Annotated in this window: 5 protein-coding genes and 1 tRNA gene; 1 reads left to right on the plus strand and 5 read right to left on the minus strand. The window is 33.7% G+C overall.

What is annotated here, in order from left to right:
- The 4 genes from BBROOKSOX_RS08890 to BBROOKSOX_RS08905 all read right to left on the minus strand — a co-directional run.
- Positions 1 to 439, minus strand: a 439-nt coding sequence (locus BBROOKSOX_RS08890; RefSeq protein WP_139661161.1) for a hypothetical protein, incomplete at its 3' end; no start/stop codon positions are given.
- 1 nt (position 440) lies between these two features.
- Entirely contained in the window at positions 441 to 995 is a 555-nt protein-coding gene (locus tag BBROOKSOX_RS08895) for a hypothetical protein (protein ID WP_139661164.1), read from the minus strand.
- Positions 992 to 2,119 carry a restriction endonuclease subunit S gene (locus BBROOKSOX_RS08900; protein WP_257607827.1) on the minus strand — a complete coding sequence of 376 codons (1,128 nt, stop codon included), beginning with the start codon at positions 2,117 to 2,119 and terminating at the stop codon, positions 992 to 994. Before BBROOKSOX_RS08900 ends, BBROOKSOX_RS08895 begins: the two co-directional genes overlap by 4 nt.
- Entirely contained in the window at positions 2,109 to 3,680 is a 1,572-nt protein-coding gene (locus BBROOKSOX_RS08905; protein WP_139661169.1) for a type I restriction-modification system subunit M, read from the minus strand. The genes BBROOKSOX_RS08900 and BBROOKSOX_RS08905 overlap by 11 nt, the downstream gene beginning before the upstream one ends.
- A 93-nt stretch (positions 3,681 to 3,773) precedes the next feature.
- On the opposite strand from BBROOKSOX_RS08905, the gene BBROOKSOX_RS08910 reads away from it, so the two are divergent.
- Positions 3,774 to 4,493 carry a hypothetical protein gene (locus BBROOKSOX_RS08910; RefSeq protein ID WP_139661171.1) on the plus strand — a complete coding sequence of 240 codons (720 nt, stop codon included), beginning with the start codon at positions 3,774 to 3,776 and terminating at the stop codon, positions 4,491 to 4,493.
- Positions 4,494 to 4,781: 288 nt separating this feature from the next.
- On the opposite strand, the gene BBROOKSOX_RS08915 is transcribed toward BBROOKSOX_RS08910, so the two are convergent.
- A tRNA-Ser gene (locus BBROOKSOX_RS08915) sits at positions 4,782 to 4,871 on the minus strand.
- Positions 4,872 to 4,983 lie beyond the last annotated feature (112 nt).

The raw sequence follows: 4,983 nt of genomic DNA on the forward strand, positions 1-4,983 counted from the left end.
GTTGAGATACTTTTTTTGTAGTCCAGCCTTCAGACACACGCCTAACAGAATAGAGTATTTGTTCATCTTTTTCTAAACGTGCAATATAAATCCAAGAACCGATTAGGGCTTCATAAGAATTAGCTGTTTCAGGTGCTTCCTCTGCTATAATACTGTCAATTAATTCTTTTAAATCAGTTTCTTCTATTGGAATACCCAGCACGTTGTCATCTAAATCACTGGTATTAAAATCATATTCTAAAGCTTGATTTGATTTTTGAACTTTATCGTTCGCTACTTTTCTTAGTTTTTTACGTAATTTTTCATCTACATTTACTTGAAGTATTTTATATTTTGCCTCTCGGCGTACCAGTTTTCTTTTTACTACATAAAAAGAAACCACAGCTTCATTCCAATTTATCTCTTTTACCTTGTTGAAACTTTCTTGTAAATTTTTCATATTAGACCTGTGGGTTTCGTTCTGTTACTAAAAACAAATGTTCAGAAAGCTCAACAATTCGACAACGTTCGGCTTTTTTTAATCTATCGCTTTTAACAAGGAAAAATGACTGGTGCTCTATGCCATCTTTTTGATATTTAACATCATAAATATTGTAACCAATGACTGCTAAAATTGGATTGATAAATATATTGTGAGTTTTAAGCGTCAACACATATATAAGGACCATAAAAAAAACAAAACTAATTAAAAGTTTGGTCTTTGATAAATCCATGACAAAAAATGAAATCATATAAGGGATACTGTAATTTATTAGCTCACCAGATTTATTGGAAACAGACAGGACTTTTACGGGGGGTGTAGAGACTTTTATAGATTTTACTGCCACCCAAATCAAAATTACGGAAATAATCGCAATCACTAGTATTGGATACATGATTTCGGGGTGCAAAACTGATTTGGTTTTCCAATCAAAATCTTGGATTAAGAAAATTACGGCAAGTGGAGAATAAGCACTTAGAAAAATAAATATTGAAGAGAATATTTTTAGTTTCATGTCACAGTCTCCTCTTTTTCCATTTCCTTCACAACCCCACGCATCAAAACAGGGCAAAGTGGTTTTATGCTGGCTTTTAATTGCTCATTTATTCGCTTGCGAGTTTCTAAGGTGTGGTAAATAGTAACGATTGCTTCTTGTATTTTTATATCGGGGATTGGTAATTTTATATTGCACATATCGTCCCAATTAAAGTTTTCTCTTGCACTGCCCCAAGAATGGAAACGAGCATAACGATCAAGCTCAGTTCTTGTTAAAAATAAGAATAAATATTCTGGTAATAACAAATTTGTGTTTTTAGATTTAAATGTTACATAAATGGGCGAAACTACAACTGGAAAATTAAAATTAGAAAGAGCAACAGCAAGAACTTTCCAAGTATCAGTTGTTGGTACATAGGCAAATTCATTAGTCTTAACAATCCTATAATTCGTTAACTTTTTTGTATCAACTCTTGATTGTGCAATTCTAAATTGTTTTTTAGTACTCATTCCCCGTACTTCTTTTATAGCATCATCTGTATTTCGTTCATTTGTTCTTTCAATATACTCTCCAAGCAGTTTCGACTCTTCTATTTTTATTAAATCCTCAATATAAGTATCACAAATCAACTGCAAATCGTCCAAGCTGTTTTCATAGACTTTTTGGTTGTTGAGCAGTCCTTTGTAAAGTGCTACATATTTGCGTTGTTCTTCAATGTCGGGGATTGGTAATTTTACATCACACATATCATCCCAGTTAAAAGTTTCCCTTGCACTTCCCCAAGAGTTAAAGCGAGCATAGCGGTCAAATTCAGAGCGATTGAACCAAATGAAAAGATATTCGGGGATTAATCTATTTTTGTCTTTTGCTTCAAATACCTGATATGCAGGCGAAAGAATTGCTTCATCAACTTCTTTTAACAAAGCAACTGTTATTTTCTCTCCATTTCTTGAAGTTACAGGACTAAAAGCAAATTGGTTCTTTTTAATCTTTCTATAAACGGACATATCCGTTCCAGTTATATTTGCAATTGACGGAATAAACTTTTTCTGAATACTAACCCCCAAAAGATTTGTAACCGCTAAATCTTTATTCCGCTTATCCACCAACTGTATGTAATCGCCCAATCGTTTATAGCTCATAACCCAATACCTTAAAAGCATTAATCAATTGATTTTGCGATTTTTTTTCATCGATCAGTAATGTTTTAAAATCTTTCTGAATGCGTTTCATCTCTGTATCAAAATCAATGCCGCTGTCCTTATCAACAAACTCAATATATTTACTCGGCACAAGTGAAAAGTTGTTGGCTTCTATCTCTTCAAAACTGGCAGATTTGCAAAATTCAGGAATATCTTTATAAGTGGTTTCAAAACCTGCTTGTTGCCAATTGTGGTAATTTAAGGCAACTTTTTCAATGTCTTGCTCAGTGAGTTGCACATACTTTTTTTCGTATTCACTGCCCCAACGCCTTAAATCCATAAACAGAATTTCTTGTTCACGATGTCGGTAGTTCTTATCGGTACTGTTGATATGAGCAGTTCGCTCTTTTTTGTTTTTATTAAGAATCCAAAGCGTTACGCTAATATCGGTGGTATAAAAGGTATTTCTTGGAATAATGATAATGGCTTCAACCAGATTGTTCTCAATCAGTTTTCTACGGATTTTATATTCTTCACCGCCACCAGACAAAGCACCGTTGGCAAGGATAAAGCCTGCAACGCCATTTTCAGACAGTTTGGACACCATGTTGAGAATCCAACCATAATTGGCATTGCTTTTGGGCGGTACTTCGTAGCCCATCCATCTTGGGTCGTCCAACAACTCGTTTTCACCTCGCCAGTCTTTTAGATTAAAAGGTGGATTAGCCATGATGTAATCGGCTTTGAGGTCTTTGTGTTGGTCGTTGGCAAAGGTATCGGCATGTTTGTCACCAAGGTTTGCAGAAATGCCCCGAATGGCAAGATTCATTTTTGCCAGTTTATAAGTGGTTGGGGTGTTCTCTTGTCCGTAAATGGACACTTCTTTTTTTGTGCCTTGATGGTTTTCAATAAACTTAATAGATTGCACAAACATACCACCTGTTCCACAACAGGGGTCATATATAATACCTTTGTAGGGTTCGATAAGTTCAGCAATTAAATTTACAATCGTTTTAGGGGTATAGAATTCGCCTTTTCCCTTGCCACTGCTTTCTTTTAAGGCAAATTTACCTAAGAAATATTCATAAACACGACCAATAATATCCTGCCCATTGTCTTTGAGTGTATCAATGTCATTAATGGTATCTAGCAAGGATGCCAGTTTTATTTTATCTAAGGCAAGCCGAGAAAAGTAATTATCAGGCAATGCACCCTTTAAGGAAGTGTTGTCTCTCTCAATCGTATTTAGAGCGGTATCAATTTTTAGAGCAATATCATTTTGCTTGGCATTTTTAATGATATAGTTCCAACGAGAAATATCTTCCAGAAAGAAGACATTTTTCATTGTGTAGAAATCCTTCATTTCCACATATTTTTCTTTCCCATCCTCAATAAGTTCTTTTTTGCGTTGTTCAAATTTATCACTGGCAAATTTCAGAAAAATAAGCCCCAAAACAACATGCTTATATTCAGCAGGCTCAATTGAGCCTCTTAATTTATCGCACGACTGCCAAAGAGTTTCTTCTATTTTTTTGGTTTTTTGATCTATCTTTTTTGACATTAAATAAGTTGCTTTATAAAAATATAATGCATTTTACCATTTTTGTTATTTTTAATGTTGCATTAATAAATGCTTTAATTTAAAATACACATTATGAACAAAAATATTTTTAAACAACAGCATAAAAGAAACCAAATAGAAGAAGGGCTATATAAGTATTTTATGGCGCGTGAAGAGTTTGGCTCTAAAGTTAATACAGTGGGTAATCCATCTGATAAATTTTTGTCGCATTTTAAAAGATTGCTTAACTTAGATAGAAAAGAGCATAGAGAGAAAGGTAAGTATATTTTTTTTGAAGATGAAGGGCAAGGCGCTGGCAAGGAAACTAAATTTAGTGATTTTCATGTTTTTTTGATGGGACTTGCCCTAGATTTTATTCATATGGGTTTTGTGCAAAAAGAGGTGTTATTTGTTTTATTTCATACTAAAAATACACTTAAACAAGTATTTGGTGAAATTAATGGCAATAAAAATAGAATTGCTCCTTTTTGGAATAACGACCAAACAATAGGTGAAATTGATGGCATTCCAAAAGATTTAAACAGTAATGCAGATTTTACGGTTTATCTAACTATAAGGCGTTTTGAGTATTATGATTGGGTAATCAGTAATAAAACTGTTAATAAAGATGATATTAAGTTTGTTAACCCAACTATTTTTTGGGGAGTTAAAGAGTTATCTAAAGAATTACAACAATCAGGTAATTTAATGCCGTCATTTTCAATTTTTGAGTTAGCTAATTTGGCATTAGTAGCGCCAAAAATAACACAAGAAATAGAACCGCAAAAACGAGGTCGTTATGCTTCAAGGTAATATTTAATAAAATAAAAGGAGTTAGATTGTGGAAAATAAAGAATTAATTAAAGCCACATCTGACTGGTTATCAAAAAACTTCTAAATCGTCAAAACTCCTTAATACTAACCAAACTATCGAATCGCACCTTTTAAAAGGAGTGACAGGTGAGAGTTGTCAAAATAAGCCAAATTAACCCCAAAATAAAGAACCATAAATGTCATTAAAGTTATTTTGATGACACGAGCAACGACAACAGCGCCATATGTGGCGAGTAATGTGTGTTGTGCGTGAGATGACTAGAATAATGGTGGAGGGATAGGGATTTGAACCCTAGAAGGAGATTAATCCTTGCTGGTTTTCAAGACCAGTGCATTCAGCCGCTCTGCCATCCCTCCGAGATGGGCATATGATACCGAGAGTTTTGTCAATAGTAAATAGATTTGATTAAATTTAACTATGAAAGTCAAGTGATTTTAAGTATAATGCTTTGTTTTTAGATTTTCGAGA

Source organism: bacterium endosymbiont of Bathymodiolus sp. 5 South (genome assembly GCF_900128535.1).
Lineage (GTDB): Bacteria > Pseudomonadota > Gammaproteobacteria > PS1 > Pseudothioglobaceae > Thiodubiliella.